Source organism: Marinobacter caseinilyticus, from assembly GCF_011074955.1.
Taxonomy (GTDB): Bacteria; Pseudomonadota; Gammaproteobacteria; order Pseudomonadales; family Oleiphilaceae; genus Marinobacter; species Marinobacter caseinilyticus.
Map to the genome: position 1 here is coordinate 1 of NZ_WUQJ01000007.1, position 5,213 is coordinate 5,213.

The window sequence follows — 5,213 nt, forward strand, 5'->3', positions numbered from 1 at the left end:
AAAGCTTTGCCACTCACCGCCGCTGAACTGACTGCCCTGGTCTGAATGCACCATAACAACCCCGTGGGGCTTTCGGCGCCAGACTGCGGCTAACAGGGCATCCAGCGCCAAGTCGGCGGTCATGCGTGGCTTCATCGACCAGCCAACAACCTGACGAGAGAACAAATCAATAACGACTGATAAATAGAGCCAGCCTTCGTAGGTGCGGATATAGGTGATGTCGGTAACCCAGGCGAGATTGGGCGCTGCTACTTCAAACCGGCGATCGAGATGATTGGGTGATACCGCAGCAGGTTTACCACTGTAGTGGCCCGGGCGGCGTTTATATCCAGTCTGAGAGCGCAGCCCTTCGTGGCGCATAAGACGGGCTACCCGGTGCTTGCCACACGCCTCACCAGCTTCTCGTAGATCCTGATGAATCTTACGATATCCATAGACACCACCGCTTTCCAGCCAGGCATGCTTGATCTGTCCCAGCAGACGCTGATCTTCCCGAGCCCGGCCAGACAATGCATTACGGCACCAGGCATAATAGCCGCTGGGATGCACAGACAACATGCCGCACAGACGTCGTACCGGATACTGGCCCGCATGATCCCGAATAAACGCGTACCTCAGTCGGACTCTCTGGCGAAGTACGCGGTGGCCTTTTTTAATATATCTCGCTCTTCTGACACGCGTTTAAGCTCAGCCTTCAATCGCCGGTTTTCAGCTTGGAGGTCATCATCTTGCTGGCGCAGATCAGCAGGCTTGGAGTAGCGCTTTCTCCACTGATATAGGCTATGACTGGACACGCCCAGTCGGGCAGCAACATCGGCAACACGGTGGCCTTGCTCTACCACCTGTTTGACGGCTTCAATCTTAAATTCTTCGGTGTATTGTGGGTGTCTCATTGGCCCTCCTAAGTGCCTTTAGTATAAGGCCTGGAGGTGTCTATAAAACCCGGGGCGATTCAGGGCTTGGATGAGAATATGTCATGTGAGGTGCGGCGAAGTGGTGAGTTTTGGGCGGTTAGTCTCTCATCTGAAACCCATCCTGTTGGGGGAGCCTGCTCAGTGATATGCCAAAGTCCGTGACTCGAATTCCTGCATGGACTTCCCTCATCTAGTAGAAACGTCTTTGGACCTCCCCCGCAAAGGAAGACGCCCCCAAGTCTCGAATAGCGGTCCATCGGAGGGCTGTGATCACCCAACACGAATGTCCGCTTTGCGACCGTCCCGCATTCCAGGCAATACCTAAACAAAAGCGAACATTCGAGTCAGGGCTTTCTGCCAGAGCCTCCAAGCGAATCACAGCCATTTCACCCAGCATGACTGGCGGAGCACATTGCAGACCTGAAATGATTACATGGCAGAGAGGGCTATGCTCAGCTAAGCTATTGTTTTATAGGTTTGTGTGCAGAACGAGTAATGTAAGCGACCGGCCATCACACCTTGTGGGTGTGCGTCGATATCCGATTTTGCGGTAGCAACTCATCAATAGAGTTGTTCTTCTGCGCTGAGAACCTTGTCAGTTCGTTTTTCAGCTGGATGTACGGATCGTGCTTAATCAATTTCACCGGCTGAGTCAGCGGCAGCTCGCTGACCACTTTTTAGTGCGCTCGTAGCCTATACTCAGAGCGCATGGCTCAAGTACAGAAACTTGAACAACTACTGCCGTGCAATTCATTATTGGAGCAGGATTAAAAAGTGGCACAGTTGAACTGAGAGTAAAGATGTCGATTTAGCAGCGCTTATATAATCGCTGGAAAGGGTGCCATATTTCACTGTAAGCATTAGCGCCATAAACTGGGAGTCGGATCGATGACGAATAGCACATGGAACTGGGATCCGAACAGATTTCTTGAAGATTTTCCAATCGAAGATACCCCCGGCGTAAAGCTTTTACTTAGCAGTGCCGGCGTGCTTATGGCCGGCCGTGGCGACAGTATCGACAAGATTCTTAACCCAAACCAGCATTCGATCGGGCAATCCATCGACAGCTTATTCCCCGAAACGACGGGAAACTTGGGACTACGAAAGGCCCACGCCAAGGCTATTGAAGGCGACCTACAGAGCTGTCGCCAGAGTGTTGGTGGCTTGGATGTAGCGTGGGAACTTATTCCTGTGAATACGACAAGAGGCCGGGAAGTGCTCGCGTTAGCCATTGCACTGACCGACAACCAATCCCAAGAGGATAGCGCGCACGAACTCAGCAAGATGGACCTGGCTACAGGCATTCCAACCCGGTGGGTGGTCATTGCAACAGCTGAAGAAACACTCAACCGCCATCCCAGCGCCCAATGGGCGGTCCTTCGGCTTAAAATCGTAGGCATGAGACGCATTAACCAAGCCCTAGGCCAGGATCTGGGTGATCACGCGCTCCATCAGGCTGTCGGACGCATCGTGCGTTCGCTAGCTGAGGGTGAGTGCGTTGGCCGGATAGGGGGCAACGAGTTTATTCTACTCATCCGCCATAAAAGTGACGATCATACCGTCGAGCGTATGCAGGCTATGGACCGGTTGTTCGATGAACCTCTGAAAGTTGGCCTGCTCCAGTTCATGATTCACCTAAATATCGGCATCGCTCGTTTCCCCCAGGACGGCTCAACGGCAAAGGATCTGGAGCGGCGGGCCACCATCGCCCTTGAACGAACCCGGCAATCCGGCTATCGATACTCGTTTTTCAGCCTCGCCCAGGAGGAGCACGTATTAGCCTACAGCTGGGTGCCAGCCGAAGCCCAGCGGGCCCTTAGTGAGTGCGAGTTTCAACTCCATTACCAGCCTGTGGTTGACACGCGAACTGGGGAGACTGTGTCTATGGAGGCCCTGATCCGCTGGCAACACCCGTGGCGGGGGATGGTCCTGCCCGGACATTTCATTCCAGTGATGGAAGAAATGCAGCTCATCGTCAATCTCGATCTTTGGGTGCTTGAGCACGCGTGTCATCAAGCGATGGCCATGGGCAAGCCAGTGGCTATCAACATTACGGCCAACACCATTGTTGCCTCGGACTTTTTAAACAAGCTGGACAAAGTCTTGATCCAGAGCGGCCTGCCTCCTGGCTGGCTGACCCTGGAGCTTACAGAGAGGGTATTCAGTTCACCGGAACTGATGCTGGAACCGTTAAAGGCAGTACACGAACGCGGGGTTCAGATTGCCGCCGATGACTTCGGCGTGGGCTATTCGTCATTGTCTTATCTTTGGCAATATCCGCTTGATAAGCTCAAGCTCGATGGCTCTTTTGTCCGCGCGGCGGCGCTGGATCCGCGTGCCCAGAATCTGGTAACCGGTCTTGTGCCACTAACAAACACCCTTAGAATCACACTGATTGCGGAATGTGTTGAGACGGAAGAGGAGCGGACCTGGCTGCACGAAGCGGGAGTGTTTTTCCAGCAGGGATACTACTTCGCACGCCCTGCTCCTTTCTCATGATTTGCAGCCCAACTGGCGAGGCCCAGCTCTACGGTGCGAGCAAAGTCCGTTCCGGGAACCAGTGACTCCTCCGTATAAGATACTTCTTACACGCCGTTCAGAAAAAGCCTAAGCTTCAGGCCATCACACATTACTAAATAACCGCCGGCGTCCAATTGTGCGGTAGCAGCTCATCAATGGCGTTGTTCTTCTGCGTTGGCAGTCTCGTCAGCACATCCTTCAGATAAGCATACGGATCGTGCCCATTGAGCTTGGCAGACTGGATCAGCGTCATGATCGTAGCCCCACGTTGACCACTTCTCAGTGAACCCGCGAACAGCCAGTTGCTCCGACCCAATGCCCACGGGCGTATCTAGTTTTCCACCCAGTTGTTGTCGATGGGCACTGCGCCATCGTCCAGATAACGCGTCAGCGCTCTGCCCAGCGTTTGAGACTGTAATCCAAGGCTCTGGCCGTGCCGGAGCCATCCGGCACTTTCTGTCGGTACGCGAGCATCCATTGATGCAGGGCACTGGCAATGGGCCGTGCTTTTTCATTTCTGATTTGCTGTCGCTTATCTGGTGGCAGATCTTTGGTTTCCCGCTCGACTTGGTAAAGCTGGGCGGTAATCCCCCGAAAAACCAGAGTGCTCAAAAGTAGAATTTTCCGTAAGCTAAACGCAGGGAGATTCTGCATGAAGAAATCACGTTTTACCGACAGCCAGATCATGGCCATCCTCAAGCAGGCGGAGAGTGGCGTGCCGGTCCCTGAGCTGTGCCGCGAGCACGGCATGAGCAGTGCCAGCTTTTACAAGTGGCGGGCCAAGTACGGCGGCATGGACACCTCCATGATGAAGCGCCTGAAGGAGCTCGAAGACGAAAACCGGCGCCTCAAGAAAATGTACGCCGAAGAGCGCCTCAAGTCCGAGCTGCGCAAGGAAGCCCTGGAGGGAAAGTTCTAAAGCCATCTCTCCGCCGTGAGATGGCGCGTAAAGCGGTTGCTGATGTGCGTTGTAGCATTCGCCTGGCCTGCGCCACCTTTAGCGTCAGCGAGTCCTGCTATCGCTACCAGGCCAAACTCAGCACTGAAAATGCCGAAATTGCGGATCTTCTGGTGCGGTTAACCCACAACCAGCGCAACTGGGGTTTTGGTCTGTGCTTCCTGTATTTACGCAACGTGAAGGGCTACCCCTGGAACCACAAGCGCGTTTACCGGGTTTATCGGGAGTTGGAGCTGAACCTGCGCATCAAGCCCCGAAAGCGGCTGGTACGTGAAAAGCCCGAGCCGCTAGCGGTGCCGATGGCCATCAACACCAGCTGGTCCATGGACTTCATGCACGACCAGTTGGAGGACGGCCGCCGCTACCGGCTGTTCAATGTGATCGACGACTACAACCGGGAGGGCCTGGGCATCGAGATAGACCTGTCACTGCCTTCTGAACGCGTAATTCGGGCCCTGGAACAGATCATCGAGTGGCGGGGAAAGCCCGCCCAGATCCGTTGTGACAACGGCCCGGAATACATCAGCGCCACCTTGGCCGCCTGGGCTGAAAAGCGTGAGATCACGCTCGTGTTTATACAGCCGGGCAACCCGCAACAGAACGCGTATATCGAGCGTTACAACCGCACGGTGCGTTATGACTGGCTGGCCCAGTACCTGTTCCACTCCATCGAGGAAGTGCAGGAATATGCAACGCGTTGGTTATGGACCTACAATCACGAACGACCGAACATGGCACTTGGGGGCATAACCCCACAACAGAAACTGGCCGCTGTGGCCTGAACTCTACTTTTGAAGCCCCTGGAAAAAGGGGGGATTACC

2 protein-coding genes and 2 pseudogenes are annotated in these 5,213 nt (G+C 54.5%); 2 read left to right on the plus strand and 2 right to left on the minus strand.

What is annotated here, in order from left to right:
* Positions 1-893: pseudogene (locus tag GRX64_RS03560) on the minus strand (IS3 family transposase); the annotation flags it as partial.
* Positions 894-1,802: 909 nt separating this feature from the next.
* On the opposite strand from GRX64_RS03560, the gene GRX64_RS03565 reads away from it, so the two are divergent.
* Complete coding sequence (locus tag GRX64_RS03565; RefSeq protein WP_166263824.1) at positions 1,803-3,413, plus strand: putative bifunctional diguanylate cyclase/phosphodiesterase; 1,611 nt, start codon at positions 1,803-1,805, stop codon at positions 3,411-3,413.
* 133 nt (positions 3,414-3,546) lie between these two features.
* On the opposite strand, the pseudogene GRX64_RS03570 reads toward GRX64_RS03565, so the two are convergent.
* Positions 3,547-4,010, minus strand: a pseudogene (locus GRX64_RS03570) (IS66 family transposase); the annotation flags it as partial.
* Between the two features lie 76 nt (positions 4,011-4,086).
* On the opposite strand from GRX64_RS03570, the gene GRX64_RS03575 reads away from it, so the two are divergent.
* Positions 4,087-5,174, plus strand: a protein-coding gene (locus GRX64_RS03575; RefSeq protein ID WP_166263825.1) for an IS3 family transposase whose coding sequence is annotated in 2 segments (ribosomal slippage) — positions 4,087-4,342 and positions 4,342-5,174 — 1,089 coding nt in all. Because the reading frame shifts where the segments join, the coding sequence is not laid out codon by codon here.
* Positions 5,175-5,213: the final 39 nt, after the last annotated feature.